This window comes from Arcicella sp. LKC2W, assembly GCF_034931005.1.
Taxonomy (GTDB): domain Bacteria; phylum Bacteroidota; class Bacteroidia; order Cytophagales; family Spirosomataceae; genus Arcicella.
The window spans coordinates 71,448-93,693 of record NZ_JAYGIN010000014.1 but is presented as its reverse complement, the minus strand read 5'-3'; the positions used below and the strand labels follow the sequence as shown (position 1 = coordinate 93,693).

Sequence of the window (22,246 nt, the reverse complement as noted above, 5' to 3'; positions counted from 1 at the left end):
AAAATCATAAATCACCAAAATATCCTCTATACAGCTCATGAAAGGCTTTTTTAGTCAATTTAAACACTTGCCAAATCCTAAAATATTGGACTTTACCTTCCCACTTGCTTTCTTCATTTTTATTTATACATTTGCCAAACGAATCAATTTATGATGTAAATATGGCAACGACAAAACTAAAATTACGTACTGATAGAAAGAATACTTTTGATACAACTACTGTATATGTACAAGTTTGTATCAATAGTAAAATTAAGCTTTATTCAAGTGGATTTAAAGTTAAACCTGAGCATTGGGACGAAACAAATCAAAAAGTTAGAAAGACATTTGGCTATGGTTTTGAAAGACATTGGGCAAAAATAAACAAAAAGAAAATTGAGATTGACCAAATCATTGACCACACGGTAATGAATAATATCAAATTGACTTTTGAGTATATTACAGAGGAACTAAGAAAATTAGAGAACATAGGAAGTACGGAAGCTGAGCAAGCCAATGAAAATGCTAAAAAAAGTTTTTATGAAGTAATAGAAGACTTTATTAAAGTCAATAGTTTAATTGATAGTAAGGATACTACTAAACATCGTCAAACTGCCTTGAATAAACTAAAGACATTTTTTGGGAAAAAAATACCTACATTCTCAGATATTAACTATCAGTTTTATACAGAGTACATCAATTGGTTGATTGAAGAAGAGGAGCTTATGAATTCAAGTGTAAATAAACAATTAGACTATCTTAAAACATTCATGGGTTATGCCTCTAAACTAAACCTATTTAACAAAGATATTTTAAAAAACTTTGACAGTCTACCAGAAGCAGACACTTTTAAAGTTTACATCTCACAAGAAGAGTTGAAAAAAATATGGGAATACAAATTTCAAAATGAGCGGTTAGAAAGAGTAAGGGACTTATTTGTATTTGGTTGTGCAACAGGACTGAGAGAATCTGATTTTTCAGAAATAAAACCAGAAAATGTAAAAAAAGACGAGTTTCAGCTTATATCAATTAAACTCAAAAAACTTATTATTGTGCCAATTAATAAGTATTCTAAAGCCGTTTTAGACAAGTATAATAATCTATTACCAAAATATTCACAGCAAAACTTTAATGACTATATCAAAGAAGCTTTGGAAGAAATTGGAATTGATACGCCTGAGCAGGTTATCACTTATAAAAAGGGAATAAGGAACGAAGAGATAGTACCAAAATATAAATTAGTTTCTTCTCATACGGCAAGAAGAACATTTATTACCCAATCTATTTTAAGGGGGATTCCGATTCCTATAATTCAAAAAATTACTGGTCATAAAGACCTTCGGTCTTTTGAAAGATATATTAGAATTACAGAAGCAGACAAACGAAATGAGATGTCAAAGTGGGAAGATTAAAACATAAAACACTAATAATCAATTAATTAAATTTTAACATAAAACTTATTTCTTCAATATTATCTAATAAATAAAAGACAGAATTAAAATTAAAAAATGGATAATATAAAAATTACAAGCTTCAAAAGCTAATTAAAAATTTCTCATTTTTATCATTTTTCTCATCTTTCTCAATATTCTCACTTTTCTCAAATAATTATTTTTAATGTGGCATATTTGCAGAGAAGAAAAAAACGCCTTTTAAAAATTTAAAAGGAATATTTTAAATTTTATTAAATATTTTAAACATAAAAAGAGAGGAAAATAGCCTGAAAGTTTGCGACCCGATGGCTATTCCCCCCCCTTTTTTAAACAAAAAATCCTGATGGACAAATCAAAATTACAATTACTGGGTGAAATTGCCAAAAAACCACTGTTTAATTTAACTGGCGAAGAGTTACTTCAACTTTTCGACCAGGTGGTTAAAGATAACTTAAAGGACATTAATGTACCTTCAATTGTTCTGCATAATTCAAATCAAAAACAGGAAATTCGTTATAACTACAGAGAAGCTGTTGACTTTCTGCAAGTTTCTCGTCCAACTTTCGGCAAGCTCCGCAGAGAAGGTAAAATAAAGGGTATTAAAGTGGGAGAACGACGAGTTCTCTTTAACCGCTCCGAATTAGAGGCATACTTGGAATCTAATCACGAATAAGAATTCTCTCACAATTTTTTATTATAAAAAAATGACACAAAACGACAATGTGCCAGTGGGAGAGGTATGCCTTTCTGACTTGGAAAATGAATTAAATCACATAGAAAATGGTGGAGAAATCAACGGTTCAGAAAAAACAATTTCTGAACCGAAATTTCCTCTGGAAGTTTTCCCTGAGATTATTCAAAAAATTATTCTTTCTGCCCAAACTACATTGAATTACCCTGTGGAGTTTACGGCATCCAGTGTGCTATTAGCAACTTCAATTGCCGTCGGAAACACTCACCGAGTTAAAATTAAAACTGGATTTGAACAGTCTGCAATCATATATTTATGCTTAGTTGCTCCGACAGGTTCAGTCAAATCTCACCCGTTAGAATTCGCATTAAAACCTATTCAAAACGCTGATATTGCTTCGTACAACGCCTACAAAATCGAACTAATTGAGTATTTAAAAGCTAAGGAAGATGGGAAAGACAATACTGAAAATCAGCAAAAACCGTTCTGGAAAAAATTTCTAATTTCCGACTATACTGCCGAAGCACTTTACACTATTCATTCCAAAAATCAACGTTCTATAGGTGTTTACATTGATGAAATTGCTGGATGGTTTAAGAATTTTGAGAGATACAATAAAAATAGTCAGCAAGAATTCTGGCTGAGTGCGTGGAGCAATAAAACAGTTACTGTTGACCGTAAAATGTCCGAACCCTGCTTAATAACTCGTCCATTTATCTCTGTCGGAGGCACAATTCAGCCTTTGCTACTCAAAGAAATAACGAAGGAAAATAGGGGTAAGAATGGATTCATTGACCGATTATTATTTGTTTACCTAAAAAATCTAATTAAACAGGGATGGAACGATGAGGAAATGTCTGAAGATTTGATTTCCAGTTATAATTCTATCATCAATTGCCTCTTAGATTTACCCTGCCAATACGATAAAGATGGTCAAATTGAAGCCACTATCTTACAATTTACAGCAAAAGGAAGAGAGAATTTATACACATGGGTCAATCAAATAAACACTCCATTGACAAATCAAACCGATAATGAAGAGTTTAAAGGCATTTACACTAAACTGGAACAGTACGTACCTCGATTTGCTCTACTACTCCATCTTCTAAAATGGGCTTCTGAAGAAACGGATGAATTCCCTCCTTTATCAATAAGTGCGGAAACGGTAGATGGAGCAATTAAGTTAGGAGAATATTTTAGAAATTCTGCCATTGCGGTAAATAAGGTTTTGAACAATCAATTAGATGATTTACCAATTAATCACAAAGAATGGTATTCTAAATTACCAGAGAAACTTACGACCGAAATCGCATTAAACCTTGGAGATAAATTCCAATTATCTGAAAGAACTATAATGCGTTTCTTATCGAACAAAGATATTTTTCGGAAATTGAAGCACGGACACTACGAAAAAATATTCTAAACCCTTGGCATTTTTGGCATTTTGGCACTTTGACACCTTTCTAATTTCCAAATGCTTAATAATCAAACACTTGTATTTATTCAAGTGGGTTTTCAAAGTGCCAAATGCTTGGCACTTTGAGACACTTTGAAACAGTGTATTGGCACTTTGGCATTTTGTTGGCACTTTTAGAAAAACACAACTATCTCTCTATCAACCAATTAGGCAATCAAAGTGTCAAAGTGCCAAAAGTGCCAACTAAATACATTTATTAAAATGGAATATAATTTTTCCCTCGATAATTCAAAACCAAATAGGCTATTTTCCTGTCCAGATTGTGAAAAAAGAACTTTCAAACGTTATTGGGATAATTTTAAAAACGAATATTTTCCAGATGAAGACGTTGGACGATGCAATAGAGAATTCAGTTGTGGCTGCCATAATACCCCGAAACAGTTTTTTGAAAAAAATGGACTTGATTATCAAAAAAATGAAGCACCAAAGTCAAGATTACCTAAGCCAAAACCACCTACAACGTATATTGATTATAGTTGGGTGGAAAAATCAATGAATAGAAATATTCCAAACTACTTCACAGATTATTTAAAAAGGCTATTTGGAGAAGAAAAAACCAATATTTTGATTAATAAATTCCGAATTGGAGACTCAAAACATTGGAAAGGTGCAACAGTTTTTTGGCAAATCGACCAAGAATACAAAGTCAGAACTGGAAAAATTATGCTCTACAATTCTACAATTGGGAAACGAGTTACAGATTACGATAACTGGGTACATTCAGTATCAGAAATTCAAAATTTTACTATCGAACAATGTTTTTTTGGACTCCATCAATTAACCGAAGATTCTAAAAAAAGTATCGGAATAGTTGAATCTCAAAAGACTGCAATCATTTTGACTGCAATTGACCCAAAAATAACATGGTTAGCTTCTGGGGGAATAGCTTTACCTCTTGACCGTTTTAAACCACTAAAAGGCAGAAAAATAATTCTGTATCCAGACGCAGGTATAGATAAAAATGGACAAGGAACACCTTTTAAAAAATGGACAGATAAAGCTGAAACACTGAATTTAGCTGGATTTGATATTTCAGTGTCAAAATTAGTGGAAAATGCAGCAACAGAAGAACAACGAAAAGATGGCTACGACTTAGCCGATTACTTTACAATGATTGACCAGAATGGTCTATCAATTTTAAACACCAAACAGCTAAACAAATGACTAAAGAACAAGAAAACAGTGTTGATAATCAGATTATCAACACTTCTAAAACCGAAAAAATAGACTTCCGCTTACCTGCTAAAATGAAAAAAATGTTAGCAGTTACTGCCTCAGCACAAAACGTGAAGATAAGTCAATTGCTCAATCATATTGTTGAAAAATTCTTTGCAGAGCAAGCAAAAGCGGAACGGTTAGCAATGGAAGAAAAAAGAATAAAAGAGTTGCAAATCAAACAAGAATATGCCCTTTTAGACGAGAAGATAAAGCACCAAAAAAGTGATTTTCAAATTGATGAAGCAAGCCCTAAATTGCCCATTCAATCCAAAGAAGATAATTCATTTTTTAAATTTATATTTTGGATCGTATTATTGACAGGTGCATATTTTGGATGGAAATATCTTCAACGACAAAATGAGAAAAAACAAAAACAACTCAATAACCAATGGCAATCTCAACAAAATTCACACCATTTGAAAGTTGATTCAAAACCGTCGGACAAACAGTCAGACAAATCTGTCGGACAACTCTAAAAGTGGTCTAATTTCAATCTCCTGTCAATAAAACACCCCTAAATCAGAAAAATTAGGGGTGTTTTATTGTATATGATACTATGTTTAGAATGTCCCAAAATATCATAAATTGTCTGACATTATGAGCCTTTTACATTTTCTTCCTGAAGTTGTTTGATCATTATATCCACTTTTTGTTGTAATCTTACTTCATCCTCCCAACTCTCGAAAAAACCTTCTTCGTAAAGAATTGGGTCATTATATTGCTCTTCAATTACCGCTGACATTTTTTCTGGCACTTCAAATATATTGTCTTTTATATCATACCCTCGGCTCAGTTTATCTGACCAATTTATTAACTCTTTTGCCTGTCTCATTCCTTCATCAACAATCACAACATTTAAGTTTCCATCACTGCCCAAAGTATTACATAAAGTGTCGTAAGCATTATTAAATCTTTCTAAAAAGTAGGGATTTTGTAACAGTACTTTTTGATACACTTTCAGTTCTGATTTCTCCTGTATTTTTAAACATTCATTCAATCCAACTATTACACCTTGCCATGCTGTTCTGCCTGCCATGCGTACATACCTTTTATCGGTATAATAGTTACCTTCTCTTCTTGTATTTTCTGCTAAAATCTTTTTGGCTTTAATTAATATTTTTTGTGCATTTGAAAACATAGCTTTTAATATTACGAGTAGATAAATTTTATTTCCTCCAAATTAGACAATTTCAGATTAAAAGATGACCATAATTTTAATTTTTATGCTTTAAATATTTTATCTCAATTGATTGTCTTTAATTTTGAAATTCAATACCCTTTAAAAATTAGGTGCAATGGAGATAAACACTCTAATTTTATAAATTTGTTGATGATGAGCCAATTAGAAAATACAAATACCTTATTTCAGACGGTCAAAGAGGTTGTACTGAAAGCTAAAAACCTTGCATACCGTTCAAGTAATGCCATCGTGTTAAATATGTATTGGGAGGTTGGTCAACTGATTGTAGAAGATGAACAAAACCGAAAGACAAAGGCTGTTTACGGAAAAGCAACATTGAAAAATCTGTCAAAGTCTTTAACCTTAGAATTTGGAACAAGATTTGACGATAGTAACCTCCGTAACATGAGACAGTTTTTTTTAGTTTTTCCAATTCGTGACGCAGTGCGTCACGAATTGAGTTGGATAATTTGAAAGGGAATATCTTACGAAAACTCGCTACTGTGTAGCGAGTTTTCGTAAGATATTGACATTATCATCAACTTTAGTAGCTGACTATCAAACTAAATTTCCTAACAAAAGCAGTTATAGGCTAAATGGGAAGAGATTTTGGAGGGATTAGGGAAGTAAGTAGCCCTCAACAAAATTGTTTAATTAAGAACACTGTGAATTAAAGAAAATATGATATATCTCGATAATAACGCTACTACGCAAATTGACTCTGAAGTATTAGCAGTAATGCTCCCGTTTCTAACTGATAATTTTGCGAATGCAAGTTCCACACACGCCTTTGGTTTAGGAGCAAGCGATGCCATTAAAAATGCTCGTCAGCAAGTGGCTGATTTAATTGGCTCACAACCACATGAAATTGTCTTTACATCGGGTGCAACCGAGGCTATTAACTTGGCTATCAAAGGAGTAGCAGAAAACTATACTAAAAAAGGCAAACATATCATTACTGTTCAAAGTGAACACTCAGCGGTTTTAGATGTCTGTAAGTACCTTAAAACTAAGGGTTTTGACATTACTTTTCTGCCTGTTCAAACCGACGGGATGATTGATTTAGGAGTTTTTAAATCATCATTACGTCCTGATACTATCTTGGTATCGGTGATGTTGGTAAATAATGAGTTAGGTACGATTCAACCCATTAAAGAAATAGCAAAATTAACCCACGAAGCAGGTGCATTATTTATGACGGATGGCACGCAAGCCGTTGGTAAATTGCCCATCAATGTGGATGAATTGGATATTGACTTAATGGCAATGTCCGCCCATAAATTCTACGGTACAAAAGGCGTAGGAGCATTATTTGTCCGACAAAGACGTAATAGACTCGTAAAATTAGGAGCATTATTACACGGTGGTGGACATGAAGGTGGCAAACGCTCTGGCACGTTGAATGTTGCAGGTATTGTAAGTATGGGAAAAGCCGCCGAACTATGTCAGCAACAAATGAAAGCAGATACTCAAAGAATCGGGGCATTGAGAGACGAATTAGAAAAAGCCCTATTGCAAATTCCAGACACTTCTATCAATGGAAATACTACTCACAGGCTCTATAATACTACAAATATCAAATTTAAAGGGTGTGACTCTGATGCTTTGATTATGGGTTTGCAAGATATTGCCGTTTCAAACGGCTCTGCGTGTACGTCAGCATCCATCGACCCCTCGCACGTATTGATGGCATTGGATATGACTGAACAAGAAGCCTTTTCATGTATTCGATTTAGCTTCGGACGATTCAATAAAGTGGAAGAAATACCTGTGGTTGTGGAAGCTGTTCGGAAAGTGGTGGAGAGTTTGAGGGCTTGGAATTAAATTATAAGAAATCACTATAAAATCAATACGAAATGCTTTACAATCAGTTAATTGAAACCATTGAAAATACACACGTCTCTTTGCGAAAAAGAGCCATTTCGTCCATCAATCAACAACTCGTTATCCGTAACTGGTTGATTGGATTTTATATTGTTGAGTTTGAACAACATGGTCAGGACAGAGCTGAATATGGACAAAACTTACTTGAAAATATATCTAAATCTTTGAAAAATAAAGGTTTAAAAGGGTTTGCTCGTCGTTCTTTAAACGATTACAGATTGTTTTATTCTGCATATCCACAGATTTGGCAGCCAGTGGCTGCCAAATTAAAGGGTCTTCCAATTCTCGTTCCATTGGAACAAGAATTCCAAATAGTGGGAAACTCCTCAATTCGGCAGCCACTGGCCTCCAAACTACAAGTATCTAATTATGAGCCAATTAACTCAAATTTAACCCCTGAAAAGTTATTGTCAAACTTCTCTTTCCGTCACTTCTCCGCCCTCATGCGAATCAAAGAGCCTTTGAAACGTGCCTTTTATGAAAAAGAAGCTATCAAGGGACAATGGGAAGCACGATTTTTAGAAAGACAAATTAATAGTTTGTTGATTGAACGAGTAGGACTTTCAACTGATAAAGAAGCCTTAATCAATAACTTAAAGGCTGAAATTGAAACTATTGAAGACACTATAAAAGACCCTTATATTCTGGAATTTACGGGTTTTGAAGAACTTGCAAAATATTCAGAGAATGATTTAGAAAGTGCTTTATTGGATAAAATTCAAACTTTTTTACAAGAATTAGGAACAGGGTTTTGTTTTGAGGGAAGACAAAAACGTATTACCGTTGATGGCGAACATGATAAAATAGATTTGGTTTTTTATCATCGAATTTTGAAGTGCCACGTATTGATAGACTTGAAGGTACGAAAGTTCAAACATAGCGATTCTGGACAAATGAATTTTTACTTGAACTATTACAAACACGAAGTAATGCAAGCCACCGACAACCCACCCATTGGCATTATTCTGTGTACTGAAAAAGGTTCAAATACAAAAGTATTGTACGCCACCGCAGGCATGGATAGCCAAGTTTTTGTAAGTAAATATCAAGTGGAATTACCGAAGGAAGAGGATTTGTTGAAATTGATTGAGGTGTGATTTTCAAAACTCTACATGGTGTGTTGAGAAATTAGACTGACTAAATTACAAAACTCGCACCAGTGGGGCGAGTTTTATCATAAGCCTCTGAATACGCCCTAAGTCGTACATTCTTCCCCACGTTGGTAGCGGATTATCAGACTAAATTACCTGATAAAAGGCTGTTACAGGCAAAGTGGGAGGAGATTTTGGAGGGGTTGAGGGAGATGCAAAACTCTCACCAGTGGTGAGAGTTTTGTTGTTTAACTATTAAAAATTAATCTTTCTAAATCATCTTTGAGCATTTTTCCTCCAATACTTGTAAATGGATATGGTCTTTCTTCTCCAACGAGTTTTATATCTTTTGCTTTTTGAAGATATTTTTTAAAAAACTCAACTGATATATTTTTCTCTTTCAAACAATCGGGAAAAATCAAAATTAATATTTCAATGAGTGCAGTAAAGCCGATAGTTCTTTGTAAAGCATTATCAGGTGTGTATTCAAAATCCCAATAACTGTTCCCGTTTTTATCAACAAAAGTTTCTCTAACTGCAATGAAATAATTGAGTAATGTTTTATAGATGTTATTGTCTTTATTTGTTGCATACCACTGACGAAAAATTGTTCTATTATTACCTCCAGTAAGTAATTGTTCTCTTTCCGATAGCCGTTCTTGGTCTGCTTTACTTAGCGATGGTGATATTAGTTTCAGTAATTGTTTAATGAATATTCCTTGAGAAATGGGGGAATCGAATCCCTTTTCTTTGCGAGACAAAAGCCTTATTCTTCTATAAAAAGGTCCGACTTTACCATCTTCTTTTTCTCTTAACCCATTAAGTTGTAAGACAATAGCTAATGCCGTTTTCTGAGGAGAATCTTTTATCGTTAAACCAAACAAGTCATAAACTAAATCTTGGGAAACTTTAACAGGTGTACGATTAATGATAGAAAAAAGCATTGCTTGAAACTCTATTTCTGCCTCAATAAAGAAGGAAACAACAAATTCAAACTCTTCTAACTCTTTTAACTTTTGATCATTAGAACCTGTTTGTCTTAGCTCTTGAATTGCCAATTGAATACCTCTAAATCTATGTTGACCATCAAATATCTGTAAGTATAAAGGTGCTTCTGTCGATGTTAGATCTATTCTATTCTTATCAATTTTAAGAGTAAAGATATGTGATTCATCATATTCCAAATCACTATTTTTTACTTCTTCTGCCAATAAAATAGATGGAACAGAAATTAAGATATTATTTGGGAAACAAGCATCTTCATCTGTTAGTAAATAGTTTTTAATACTATTTACACGTGAAGAATTTGGTTCACGCTGAATATAATCATTATTATTGTAAAGAGGTTCTCCTGAATCATTAAATCCAGTAATAGCTCTACTTGTTACCGAAACCAATTCTATTAATTCTTTGACCTTTATTTTTCCAAGAAAAAAATCAACAGAGTTTTGTTTCACCTCCTGACAAGAAATTAGTAAAATGTTATTGTTCAAATTCGTCATCATGTTCTTCTAATTTTTCTTGAATATCATTCACTGATGCAGCATAATCTATTAAAAAACTATTTTGGAGTAAAAACATTTTCCTTCCGCAAGAAACTGCATAGCAAAATACAATAAGTGATATATAAATAGAGATGTTGTAATGTTCTGGAAGAAAGAGAAGTATAAAGTTCGACTGAAATACATATAATATTGTCGAAATGAAAAGACTTATGATTGCCACTACGCTCACTTTTAATTTCATATTCTGATACAATTCTTTATCTTGATTTGAATTTTCAGGGATATTTTCGATTAGGTAAAAAAAGTTAGTAGCAATGATTCCAAATGATAATATTGGAAGAGAACCATTATTTAAAAAACATTTAAAATTATCAATATGTAAATACCATTCAAGTAATGAAGCCAACAAAAAAGGAGCTAAATTGAGAATAACAGCTATAAAAAACCATTTTTGAGACTTACTTTCATTATTTTCTCTCAGACCATTTAACACCGTTATTTGCTTAGAGGATGGTACAAATACCCAATTAAAAATCCAAAAATAGATTACTTTTAGTAGATTTTTCATATTTTAAATTATTATTATTTTCTCTAAATTGTATTATTCCCCTTCACAAGCTCTTCCAAAACTGCCCAACCTCAAACAACTCCGCTTTTTTAAACTCCTTCAAATTACTCACCGCTTGCCCTTTTTGGATGTTTTCCATGTTTCGGGCTAATAAAGTGTTTTCTTTTTCGCCAAGACCTAAAAATTTTGACATCATTTTCAAGTTGGTTTTGTCTTTAATATCCATCAAAAATGCAGTTTCGCACATACTCGAAAAGTCGAAACTTTGTTGGTTAAATTCTTCAATACCTTGCGACAATAAAACTACACTAACGCCCTTAGAACGGATTTCTCGTAAGATTTTTTCTAATAAATCTTGGGCTTTGCGGTCTTTGAAAATTACGTGGGCTTCGTCAATCAACAATACATAACGGATGGCTTGCAACTTATCATTCACAGGTGCATTTTCCATATTCATAAAGTTGTTGTAGATGTAATTGATAATCAAAAATACCGACGTAAACCGTATGGCATTGGGTAAATCTCCCGATAAACTGAGGTAATAATTTTGATTGAAAATGCTTTTCTTGGCATCCGTTTTTGTCTCAAAAAGGTCTAACTCACTCAAACTATTCAGAATCTCTTTCAAGGTACTGGCTTTGCTGCCCTCCATCTCAAGCACACGGTCATAAATATCTCTGAATGAAGGATATTCGCCGTTCTTTAAGCCTTGAAATACGTCTTTAGTAGCATCTCTTAGTGTTTGTTGTTGGTTCTTGCCGATGTTGGAATAATGCGTAATAATATCCACCAATTTATTAATGCCCATGATTTTGTTTTTCTCATTCACGGTATCAATAAACGACATCGGATTGAGTGGAAAGGGTACTTGGGGGGCATCAATAAAAGTAGTTTGGGTTTTATTGAAAAATGGCGTAAGTCCTGCCACATCATCCTTTTTTAAACCCTTAAAATCAAGGTAAATAAAATTGACTGCTCCGTTTGAAACTTCTACAAACTGACGAAGAATTTCTAAAGCAAATTGTGTTTTACCCGTTCCAGAATTTCCTGCAACGGCTATATGGGCGTTACTATGAACCGTTGTATCATTGAGTGTGGCATAAATCGGGGTATTTATTTTCAACTCTTGTCCGATTAGCATTTTTAAAGTTCCCTCAAAATATCCCTTGTTATACACTTTAAGCCCACGTACACTGGCATCGTATATAATGGGATCGTTGGTGGTAACTGACTGTTCCAAGGAATCAATACCTCTTTCGATGTGTTCCAATAAAAAATCAGAGAAATTGTAATTAGAGCTTTCCAAAAATAACCTATCCAACAACCGCAAACCATCGTCAATATGTAATTTTAAATATTTGGAAATGTCTGAATCAGTTTTGAAAATCCCGTAGAATTGACAAATGAGAGCAATATAATAGGTACGATAATTACCCACTACTGTAAACTCTTTATATGGATTACCCTTAGTGTCTTCAGGTTTAGACAGGTCTAATTTACGTCCTCTCGTGAGCGAATACGCAAGGGCAATACGCATGAGAATATTCTTGGAAGGCAAACTGAATTTAGACGTTAATCTACCTAATATTTCCTCGGTTTCTTGCGAGGTAGAGATATTAATCTGCATTATAAAGTTTATTGTAAGTGGCAAAGAAATCCTGTGGGGAAGTCTCTAAAAATTCTGATTTGTCGGCATCAACATTTGTTATTAAAAATGCCTTCGCTATTTTTGATTCAAGCATTTTGTACTCACGTTGGGTTAATTCTTTATTAATTAACGGAAACAAAATTACTTGGTCGGAGATGGTCGGATAAAAATGTCTGACGATATTCTCTGCGTGTTCTTCGTCAAATTTCTGCATAGGCGAATCAATAAAAACAGGAAACTCAATCTCAGATTCTGCTACTAAACCGTGAAGTAAAGCAGTAGCATACATTTGTTGTTCGCCTTTGGAAAGACTTTCCTTTCTAATTTCTACCTTTTTGTTGTATAGCTTAATGTCAATAACACCAGAAGTAACCTCTACGTGTACTCTATCTATAAATCCTTTTTTATGAAGAAGTTTTTTTAATTGAGTTAGTATTTGAGTCTCTAATGACTGTTTTTTTCGTTCTTTGAATTCGGTTATAAATTTTTTTAACTTGCTAATTCTGAGTGTTAAATAATCATCTTTTTCTTGATTAATTTCTGAAACTTTTAATTTACTTGTTATCTCACTAATTTGACGTTTTTTATTAATTATTTCTTGTTCAGATTTCCCAATACCAAGAGTTATAATCTCCATTTCTTTCTCAATACTTAATATTTCTTTTTCTAAGCTATCTCTTCTTTCTCTATCAGCTTTGACGATTGAATCCTCTGCTTTTGTTTCAGCATCACTAATCTTCCTTCTTACTTGACTTAAATCATTTTTTAGCTGATTGTTTTTATAAGTTAAAAGTTTGAAAGTTTCTTTGAATGAGAATTTTATCTTTTGAATAAACGTATTTAATTCTCCTCTTTCCAAATCAGAAAAGTTATGTAGTTCTCTAAAATTGGACTGTAAATCTGGGATATTTGAGTAAAAATGTTTTTTGATTAACTTTTCAATAGTATCATAAAAAAAATCTTGTACATCTCTTTTGATTACACCACTGAAATTTCGTTGTTCAGAAATTAGGTCTGTTATTATATTATCAGATACTTCCTTTATTTTTTCTTGATCAAAAGCTGATTTTTTATAGCTCTCTTCATCATTAACTTGTTCTAAAACTTCTGACATTCTACCTCCAGAAAGGGCAAATGGTATAATATCATAATGTTCTTGCATTTCAGAAGTTAATGCTTTTATCTTTCCATCTATTACTTTTTCTTCTTCACGTAAATTTTCTAAATCCTCAATACTCATTACGCTACCTACACGTATTAATTTCTCCTGTAATTTGTTAGACTCAAAGCGAATTTCATCTTTTCTATCTCTATATTCTACAATTTGTTTTTTTTCACTATGGATTTTCAATTCAATATTCTTAACTTCTGCATCCAATAAATTTAGTCTTTCTTGTTCTTCTCTTTTTGCATTATTAGCTCTTAGTCGCTTTTGTATCTCCTCATATTTGTCTTTCAATTCTTCATATTTTTTTATACCTAAAATTTCAGAATATGCTCTACTTAAGTTTTGTCTTTGTTCTAAAGTATTAACTTCTGCAAGCGTTACTATCTTTTCAGCATCGAAAAAGAAGAATTTAGCAATTTCTATTGGTAATAAATAATCTCTAATAAATATTTCGCCACTATCAACCTTATCATCTGACAGTTCTCTTACTGTTTCATTTTCTAAACCGTCTATTAAAATGACCAAATCCTCTACATTAGTTAAAGTGTTATAGGTTCTTTTTATAGTGATTTCTTTACAAGAAAGTTGAGGTAATATTGCTTCCGAAATTGTAATTTTTACAGAAAACTGATTTTTCCCATCTGCTTGTGATTTCCTATTGAGACTATTTGCAATATATTTTCGATAACCAGCTTGGTCTGCAATTTCTTTACGATAAAGATCATCTACATCTTGCATCTGTTTTCCATACAAACACCAAACCAAAGACATGAGAAATGTTGTCTTCCCAAAACCATTTTTTCCACTGATAACATAAATATTTTTGCCATCTACAATAGAAAGGTCAATTTTATTATAGTCTCTGTAAATTCTGAAATTATCTAATTCTATTGATTTAATTATCATTTTTATACGAAAATTGATTGCTTTTTATCTGAGTAATCAGCGTTGTAGTATTCACTTTCAGTTGAAGGTACTGTTTCAAATTTTATACCTGATTGGTAAAGTTTATTAAGATGCTTTTCAGCTTTCTCTAAACTATTGAATGAACCCAAGAATTTTAAATTATATTGGTCTTTTCTAAACTTATATAAGTATCAAAAATTCCAGACTCTAATTCCCTGTAAGAATCCACAGGATTGCAAATAGACCAAAATTATTCACAACAACCATCAGAAGAAATAACAACTTCAAGGTCTTGATTAATAGGATTAGTTATGTAGGCAAAATAATATCCTGCATCAACTTCTTGAAAAATCAATTCGTTATCCATATTACTTCTTCTTATTTAATTGTTCTTCCACTAAATTCTCAATATCAGTTGAAAGCCCTCTTTTTTTGAGCATTAATGTTTTGGTTTTCATAATATTAAGCGATTTTTGAATAAACTCGAATTCGTCTTCATCATCAAAAATTTCTTTCAGTAACTCTTCTTCTTGTCTGGATTTTTCTAAGTGTTTACTCATGTCGATATGTGCATTAAAAATTGAATTATAAATATCGGAAACCTTATGATTAAGAATACCGTCACGATACCAAGTTACTTGTATAGCAATGAGTTCTTGGTGAGTAATTAGTTGTATGGTTTCGCCCTGAGTTTCTTGGATTTCCTTTTGTGCTTCTAAAACCATTCGCAAAATTTTTGCACGATATACAGGCGTATAAGCACCCCACGAACCATCTTCTCGTTCTTCATCATTTTGGGCTACTTTTTTATCAACTTCACTTTTAGCAATTTTAAACCTACGATGTCTTCTAAAAATCTCTCGATTTTCCCGAATATTTCGTCCATTTACCAATTCATCTCGCAAGTCCAAAAGTGGGTACATCCATTCCTCACCGTTAACAATCAGTCCTTCCATTGATTTATCCTTCTTCACTACTGTACAAACCCAACATCCAAAACGACTATTACCACAACTCGGTGAACTTTCATCAATTACCAAAGGGCAATCACCCGTATTGGCATTTTTATAAAGCGTTACCAATTCTTTATTCGTGCCACCCCAAGGCGGTGGCACTTGTTGGAGATATTGCCACACTTCCATCGTTTCAATATCTTTAATGGGGGCATATACATACGCATTAGGCAAAATATGCTTACGTAAACGTTGTCCTTTAACAGCGTGTTTCTTAATAGACCTCGCCCTGTTTTGACTTTCAGCCGACCTTGTACCAAGAAGAATAATAACCTCGCCCTTTTCATTGATTTTACTTTTGATAAACTCCGTAGTAGGGTTTATTTTCAGTCGTTCAGTACACCAACGGAAAGTATTATTTGGAGCAGGATAACCTTTACCAATAAGATTCACCCAAAAAGTATCTTCCAATCTGGGCGTAGTCTGTCTGACTTGAAAAGGCATCTCCTGTTCAACAGAAGCCTTAGAAATACTGGCAAGTGTTCGATTAATAAAATCTACGATATGGGGATTCTCTACCATCGTATCATTACAGATTATATAAATATCACGAGTCAAATGTAATTCAGCAGGTATTTTTTTGAGGGCATTCCAAACCAACTGTAAAAGCATCGTGGAGTCTTTTCCACCACTAAAGCCAATAATCCATGGGCGATTATCGTCCTCCATTAGATATTGGTCAATGATTTCTTCTTCTATAAAGGGTATGATTAAGGACATTGTAAGGCTATTTTAACTAATAACAATCTACTATCGGAAAATGTGTAGTTATTTTAATCAGTCAACAATACATGAGCGATTTTGAATATCTACTTGGAAGCCGTTTTCATAGATGTTGGTTTATTAATTTATCAAATTAGGATAGTAAAATTACTTTATAAAAAAACAAAAACTGGGATAGTTAAAAATATTTTGATTTTTTTTAAAATATTTTTAACTATCCCACTCCCTATCCCAAACAATAAAAAACCCTTCACACGCAATGTATGAAGGGTTTTTAGTGATCTTGTAGGGATTCGAACCCCAAACCTTCTCATCCGTAGTGAGATGCTCTATCCAATTGAGCTACAAAACCATTTCCCGTTGTTTGGGACTGCAAAATTAGGAGATTATTTTTAAAATACAAAAGAGAAACAAGAAAAAATTGTAAAAAAAATCAGTTAATTTTCCAACTAACTGATTTTAAGTTTTTTATATTTAAAAATATTTTACTGTGGAATCATTTTTAAATTAGCTTCCCCCGTAATTCCTTGGACTGTTGCCTTACCTTTTACTTCAAAATTGGTATCGGTCAACTGAATAATCAATGCCTCTCCGTCTAAACCTGTAATACCCGAACCTGAAATTACTATTTTGGTTTCATCGGATGACAAACTCCATTTCGCTCCAGATAAGGCTTTACCTGTATTGTCTGTACCAGATATTGTTCCGTCTGCTTTAAATGTCAATACAACTTTATCCAAGTCGAAGAGATTCGCAGAAGCCACTCCTCCTCTTTGGTAAACGGGTACTGAACCTAAAGCAACTACCTGATTGGGTATCCAAACTTTGGCTGAAATGAGTTCTGTTTTTGTTTTAGATGGCGTTGCTGCTTCATCTTTTTTGCAAGAAGAAGTTATGCCTAATATAATGAATGCTAAAATAAATGATAGGTTTTTCATTTTGTATTATCGTTAAGTTAAAATGCTATTTTAAAAACTAAAAAATGAGGTTTGTTATTATTCGGCAGTAGTATAAAATTATGATTCAATTGTTGAAATAAAAATTCAAAAAAACATAGCTCATAAAAATATTTATAAAAAATTATCATTTACAAAAATCAATACATACAAAATATTATATTGACTTATGCTTTAAAAAACAAGTTAAATAGATGAAAATTAACAGATTAACAAATATTAACATTTGTGATTCCATTCACATTTGGTAATATTTGTGACCTAATAAACTTCATCACGTTTAAAGTATGTAATTAGAATAATACAATTACATACCCGATGAAGATAGTGGCGGCTATTGGAGTCGGGACTAAGTAGAAGAAAGAAATATTTGCCTAACCACTAAGATACAAAGTAACCCTAACTCATTCATTTTTTCACTACCACCACTAAAGATAACATACCTAACTGTTAAATTAATGCAAAAACCCTGAGATAACTCTCAGGGTTTCTTGTTTTATTATCCGTAAATTTCATTTTTCTGAGCCTTTACTCGGTCATCTGTAATGTAATCATCAAAGGTCATTAATTTATCTAAATATCCTTTTGGTCCAAGTTCTAAAATACGTGTTGCTACCGTTTGTGTTAATTGGTGGTCATGACAAGTAAATAAAATTGTTCCTGCAAAATCAACCATTCCGTTGTTCAACGCTGTGATTGACTCTAAGTCTAAGTGATTGGTTGGTTCGTCGAAAATGGCTACGTTTGAACCCGACAACATCATTCTGGAGAACATACAACGTTGTTTTTCACCCCCAGAAATTACGGTACATTTTTTCAAGGCTTCGTCTCCAGAGAACAACATTCTACCTAAGAATCCACGAATAAATGATTCGTCTTTTTCGGTTGAATATTGGCGTAACCAATCTACTAAATTAATTGAACCATCTTCAAAATATTTAGCATTATCGTTAGGCAAATACGCTTGCGTGGTAGTTACACCCCATTTGAAAGTTCCTGCGTCGGCAGTACGTTCGCCCATCAAAATGTCAAATAAAGCACTGATAGCCAATGAGTCACGAGAAAGAACGGCTAATTTATCTCCTTTTGTTAAAGTAAACGAAACATCTTTGAACAAATATTCACCTTCTTGATTTTTAGCCGACAAACCTTCTACTGAAAGTAATTGGTCGCCTGCTTCACGTTCTGGTTTAAAGTTAATAAATGGATAACGACGTGATGAAGGTTTAATATCATCAACTTGTAATTTATCCAACATTTTCTGACGAGAAGTTGCTTGTTTTGACTTCGCAACGTTAGCAGAGAATCGGCGAATAAATTCTTCCAATTCTTTACGTTTTTCGTCAGTTTTCTTGTTTTGGTCAGCACGTTGACGAGCGGCTAATTGTGATGATTCGTACCAGAAAGTGTAAGTACCACCATATAATTGAATTTTTCCAAAATCTAAATCGGCAATGTGCGTACAAACGTTGTCTAAGAAGTGACGGTCGTGAGAAACAACAATTACGGTATTTTTGAAATTTGTCAAGAAGTTCTCTAACCACAAAATAGACTCAATATCTAAGTTGTTGGTAGGTTCATCTAATAACAAAATATCTGGCGAGCCAAATAAAGCCTGAGCCAAAAGCACTTTTACTTTTTCAGACCCCGAAACGTCTTTCAACAAGGTATAGTGCAAATCTTCTTTAATTCCCAAGCCACTTAACAATTGTCCTGCTTCCGATTCTGCTTCCCAACCATTCATTTCCGCAAATTCTGCTTCAAGGTCAGCAGCACGATTTCCATCTTCTTCTGTAAAATCTTCCTTTAAATAGATGGCATCTTTCTCAACCATAATATCATAAAGGCGTTTATTACCCATGATAACCGCTTGTAATACAGGGATTTCCTCATACTCAAAATGATTTTGCTTGAGCATCGACATACGTTCTCCTGGATTCATCGAAATAGAACCTGTCTGAGAATCAATTTCTCCCGAAAGAATTTTTAAGAATGTTGACTTGCCTGCACCATTCGCACCAATCAAACCGTAGCAGTTACCTTCTACAAATTTGATATTTACATCTTCAAAAAGTACCCGTTTTCCGAAACGGAGTGAAACATTTGATACGTTTAACATTTATCTTGTATTTGCTTAATTCTTAATAAAGTACAAAATTACGATATTGTATGGAGATTGGGAAATTTAACCTTTGGTTATTTGGTATTTGATGGTAAAGATTACGGTGTTACAAACCCACTTTTTTATTCAAATTTCGCCAGAAGAAATAATAGAATGGATTCCAAGATGCTGGTCGCCAAGCAATTTTGGAGGCTTTATTATTCCAATCAATTAATGCTTTGAAAGCCGTTTGGAAGCTATTTTTTGAAAAATCCTGTAACGTTTCCTGATTTGGATTACCCTTAAAAAGTTGCTGTTCTTCTTCAATCAAACGCTTTTGAATTTGCTCTTTTTCTTCTTTGACAATTCCAACTAAAGCTTGATAATTTAGATTGCCCAAACGGTACAATCTTTCTGAAATCCACCAAAGGGTTTTTCTGTCAAATTTTACATCTGGCACTTGATAAACATCGTTCAAAACGCCATTATCTCCAAAGAAAAATGGTTTATAAATCGACAAACACGGATTAGAAGTCCCTGTTAACCAAATCGTTATGGGTTTATCTCTCCTAATTTCAACAATCATTGAACCAACCGTCGCATTAGGATTCAATTTGCCAGTTGCGTGCATACAAACGTCTTTTGTGCTGGCTTTGTGAGGAGCAAATTTATCCTCTGATAAATGATGTGAAGATAAAAGTTCAATGGCACATGGCACATTAAAACCGTGTTTTTCAGCACCTTTCATGGTTACTTTCTGACGAGTTTTACAAGAACTTAACCAAGTCATTAGAGGGTCAGAATATACTTTTGCAAAACTAAATTTCCCTGATTTATAAAATCCTTTTTCCTGAGCAAAAGTGATAGCTTTTTCCGAAATTGAATCATAATCATCCGTAATTGTTAAGCCATTTGAAATACTTGCATAAGTATTTACTTTTTTGGTTACCCATTGATTCCCAGCCGTTTCCAAAATAAAAGCGTTTTCAGCATCGGCAATAATAAAGGAATTATCATAATAAAAATCACGATTTTGATAACCTCCACAAGCATCTTGACCGTATTTTTCGAGTAACTCTATGATACATTTTAAAGCTTCATCGGCGGATTTTGAACGTTCAAGAGCTAATCTCAACAAATCCATTCCCGTCAATCCTTGATTGGTTTTTTGATGCTTAATTTTTGTAAAAACAGCTTCATTTCCAATCGTTACGCCATATTCATTTACGCCCATTTCTGCACCCCACATCCAAAAAGGCTTTGACAAAATAACCTCAAAAGTTTCTTCTACTTGTGGAATATCAATATAGGTACAACGGAGTGTTTTTTCGATATGTTTCAATTTCGGATAACGCACAATTGCCTGAGCCTCATTGGGTTCACGGTCAGAATTTTTACCAAAAATTAAACTATTTGATTTAGTTACAGAAGGTAAGGCAATAAAAGTATCACACATAATTTATCAGTTTCGATGCCGAAGATTCGATATTTGTCCAATCTCAACATATTGATTTTACAGGTTTATGGCGTAAAATTATACGAAAATTGATATAGTCGGGTCTGTGAGACGATATTATTGCTTAAATAGAATGGAAGTTGGAATAAAAGGAATCAATTTTTTCTCAAAAGCAACCGCAGGAATTCCCAAAATATCTGCTACTTTATCACCCATCAAAAACCGCATTTGAGCCGCAGGAAAAGATTTTAGTAATGGGTTTTCAACAAATTTCTCCATTGTATTTAAGAGTGCTTTTGTTAATAATTTGCCCTCTTCAGAAGGTCTAAATTGACGTTTGGCAATTACTTTATCCATTACAAAAGCTTCTCGTAAATTACTCGGAATCAGAGATTTATCTACGCCCATAATTACTGAAATTACATTCCAAAGGTGTAAGTAAGCTTCTGAATCTGACTCTGATGGCTCATCTCCTGATTTTCTCATGCCACGAATTACAATATATGAAAAAGCTCCGTTTGTACCTGCCATATCTTCTTGGTTTACGGGCTTTCCCCAAGCTAAATTCCAAGTGCCATGATATTCAGTAAAAAAGCGAATAGCTGCGTGCATCAATCTCACTTTCAATATTTTACGAAATGCCTCACCGTTATTCCAGTTCTTTTCTTGAGTAATAATTTGAATAAATTCGCCTGTTTCTTCCAAACGTTTTATTGTATCAGTTTGAATCCGTTGCGACATTGCCAAAACCTTCGCTCCATCTGCCCCAGCGTAACAATACGGAAGCGACAAACACGCTAATAATATTCCAATTTGTTGCTGATTTTTCTGAAAGAAATCAATGCCTTGCTTCATTAGCTTTTTATCCGCAAAATCAGGCAAAGAGCTATTTTGAGCTATAAATTCATTGATAATTTCAAATTTAGACGTTGATTCTGAACTATTTAACCAAGAAAACATTTCCCTCACGCCCGCAATCCCGTGCTTTTCATTTAAACGAAAAATTACGTCATCGGCTAACAAATCTCCCGTTTGTCGGAGTTTATCCATTAACTCATTAGGGAATTGACGGGTGGGTTTTATGGTTTTCATATTTGTAATAAAGTTTTGGTACTGAGATTACAACATATCGGTGAAGGCTTATGTTTTGGAAATGGTTTTGTGTAAAAGTATTATGTACTAAGTCTCAAGTATTTCAGAATAAAGTTTGTCTAATTTTTCTTAATACTTTGGACTCAGTACAAAAATG

At 33.4% G+C, this 22,246-nt stretch carries 18 protein-coding genes and 1 tRNA gene; 8 read left to right on the top strand and 11 right to left on the bottom strand.

Annotation, left to right across the window (positions count from 1 at the left end; genetic code table 11):
- Positions 1-161: 161 nt before the first annotated feature.
- From VB796_RS12470 to VB796_RS12450, 5 genes are all read left to right on the top strand, one after another.
- Positions 162-1,391: a tyrosine-type recombinase/integrase gene (locus VB796_RS12470; protein WP_323346876.1), complete on the top strand. Its 1,230-nt coding sequence runs from the start codon at positions 162-164 to the stop codon at positions 1,389-1,391.
- A gap of 364 nt (positions 1,392-1,755) precedes the next feature.
- Complete coding sequence (locus VB796_RS12465) at positions 1,756-2,085, top strand: helix-turn-helix domain-containing protein (RefSeq protein ID WP_323346875.1); 330 nt, start codon at positions 1,756-1,758, stop codon at positions 2,083-2,085.
- Positions 2,086-2,116: 31 nt separating this feature from the next.
- A complete protein-coding gene (locus VB796_RS12460) occupies positions 2,117-3,526 on the top strand; it encodes a DUF3987 domain-containing protein (RefSeq protein WP_323346874.1) in 1,410 nt (469 codons plus the stop codon).
- A gap of 255 nt (positions 3,527-3,781) precedes the next feature.
- Positions 3,782-4,744, top strand: a complete 963-nt coding sequence (locus tag VB796_RS12455; RefSeq protein ID WP_323346873.1) for a DUF6371 domain-containing protein — start codon at positions 3,782-3,784, stop codon at positions 4,742-4,744.
- Positions 4,741-5,274: a hypothetical protein gene (locus VB796_RS12450; protein ID WP_323346872.1), complete on the top strand. Its 534-nt coding sequence runs from the start codon at positions 4,741-4,743 to the stop codon at positions 5,272-5,274. The genes VB796_RS12455 and VB796_RS12450 overlap by 4 nt, the downstream gene beginning before the upstream one ends.
- A 119-nt stretch (positions 5,275-5,393) precedes the next feature.
- Here the strand turns inward: VB796_RS12450 and VB796_RS12445 are convergent, their stop codons facing one another.
- The gene (locus VB796_RS12445) at positions 5,394-5,936 is read right to left on the bottom strand and encodes a DUF5618 family protein (protein WP_323346871.1); all 543 of its coding nucleotides are present in this window, start codon (positions 5,934-5,936) and stop codon (positions 5,394-5,396) included.
- 195 nt (positions 5,937-6,131) lie between these two features.
- On the opposite strand from VB796_RS12445, the gene VB796_RS12440 reads away from it, so the two are divergent.
- The 3 genes from VB796_RS12440 (at position 6,132) to VB796_RS12430 (ending at position 8,959) form a co-directional block, all read left to right on the top strand.
- Positions 6,132-6,452, top strand: coding sequence for a DUF1016 N-terminal domain-containing protein (locus tag VB796_RS12440; RefSeq protein WP_323346870.1), 321 nt, complete (start codon positions 6,132-6,134; stop codon positions 6,450-6,452).
- 207 nt (positions 6,453-6,659) lie between these two features.
- Positions 6,660-7,802, top strand: coding sequence for a cysteine desulfurase family protein (locus tag VB796_RS12435; RefSeq protein WP_323346869.1), 1,143 nt, complete (start codon positions 6,660-6,662; stop codon positions 7,800-7,802).
- A gap of 32 nt (positions 7,803-7,834) precedes the next feature.
- Positions 7,835-8,959, top strand: coding sequence for a PDDEXK nuclease domain-containing protein (locus VB796_RS12430; protein ID WP_323346868.1), 1,125 nt, complete (start codon positions 7,835-7,837; stop codon positions 8,957-8,959).
- A gap of 242 nt (positions 8,960-9,201) precedes the next feature.
- Here VB796_RS12430 and VB796_RS12425 read toward each other — a convergent pair whose 3' ends face one another.
- From VB796_RS12425 to VB796_RS12380, 10 genes are all read right to left on the bottom strand, one after another.
- Positions 9,202-10,458, bottom strand: a complete 1,257-nt coding sequence (locus VB796_RS12425; protein WP_323346867.1) for a DGQHR domain-containing protein — start codon at positions 10,456-10,458, stop codon at positions 9,202-9,204.
- Positions 10,436-11,026, bottom strand: coding sequence for a hypothetical protein (locus VB796_RS12420; RefSeq protein ID WP_323346866.1), 591 nt, complete (start codon positions 11,024-11,026; stop codon positions 10,436-10,438). Before VB796_RS12420 ends, VB796_RS12425 begins: the two co-directional genes overlap by 23 nt.
- Before the next feature lie 43 nt (positions 11,027-11,069).
- The gene (locus VB796_RS12415) at positions 11,070-12,653 is read right to left on the bottom strand and encodes a DndE family protein (protein ID WP_323346865.1); all 1,584 of its coding nucleotides are present in this window, start codon (positions 12,651-12,653) and stop codon (positions 11,070-11,072) included.
- The gene (gene dndD / locus VB796_RS12410) at positions 12,643-14,748 is read right to left on the bottom strand and encodes a DNA sulfur modification protein DndD (protein WP_323346864.1); all 2,106 of its coding nucleotides are present in this window, start codon (positions 14,746-14,748) and stop codon (positions 12,643-12,645) included. The genes VB796_RS12415 and dndD overlap by 11 nt, the downstream gene beginning before the upstream one ends.
- Before the next feature lie 368 nt (positions 14,749-15,116).
- Positions 15,117-16,481: a DNA phosphorothioation system sulfurtransferase DndC gene (gene dndC / locus VB796_RS12405; protein ID WP_323346863.1), complete on the bottom strand. Its 1,365-nt coding sequence runs from the start codon at positions 16,479-16,481 to the stop codon at positions 15,117-15,119.
- A 281-nt stretch (positions 16,482-16,762) separates the two neighbouring features.
- A tRNA-Arg gene (locus VB796_RS12400) sits at positions 16,763-16,836 on the bottom strand.
- A gap of 133 nt (positions 16,837-16,969) precedes the next feature.
- The gene (locus VB796_RS12395; protein WP_323346862.1) at positions 16,970-17,422 is read right to left on the bottom strand and encodes a hypothetical protein; all 453 of its coding nucleotides are present in this window, start codon (positions 17,420-17,422) and stop codon (positions 16,970-16,972) included.
- 517 nt (positions 17,423-17,939) lie between these two features.
- Positions 17,940-19,559, bottom strand: a complete 1,620-nt coding sequence (locus VB796_RS12390; RefSeq protein WP_323346861.1) for an ABC-F family ATP-binding cassette domain-containing protein — start codon at positions 19,557-19,559, stop codon at positions 17,940-17,942.
- A 109-nt stretch (positions 19,560-19,668) separates the two neighbouring features.
- Positions 19,669-20,997 carry a C69 family dipeptidase gene (locus VB796_RS12385; protein ID WP_323346860.1) on the bottom strand — a complete coding sequence of 443 codons (1,329 nt, stop codon included), beginning with the start codon at positions 20,995-20,997 and terminating at the stop codon, positions 19,669-19,671.
- Positions 20,998-21,114: 117 nt separating this feature from the next.
- Entirely contained in the window at positions 21,115-22,089 is a 975-nt protein-coding gene (locus tag VB796_RS12380) for an oxygenase MpaB family protein (RefSeq protein WP_323346859.1), read from the bottom strand.
- Between the last annotated feature and the right edge of the window lie 157 nt (positions 22,090-22,246).